General features: G+C 53.5%; 1 rRNA gene. It reads right to left on the minus strand.

From position 1 onward, the window contains the following. Positions 1-202: ribosomal RNA gene (locus tag AUR64_RS21015) — 23S ribosomal RNA — on the minus strand; the annotation flags it as partial.

Here is a 202-nt window from a genome sequence, read left to right on the forward strand (position 1 = left end):
CCCGATAACCGGGTTAGACTCGCCGAATAAGTGCACTCTCTGGTTCGTTTTTCAAAACGCACGACGCGACATCGGCTCTCCACAAGTTCTACTGCAGGATCGCTCCTGTGTCGTTTGTTGTGGAGCCTTTCATGCCCCGTCGTTCCATCGCCACCTGATTTCAAGCTCTATTGCACGGTCCTTCTCGGAGTGCTTTTCAGCG

It is taken from the genome of Haloprofundus marisrubri (assembly GCF_001469955.1).
GTDB lineage: Archaea > Halobacteriota > Halobacteria > Halobacteriales > Haloferacaceae > Haloprofundus > Haloprofundus marisrubri.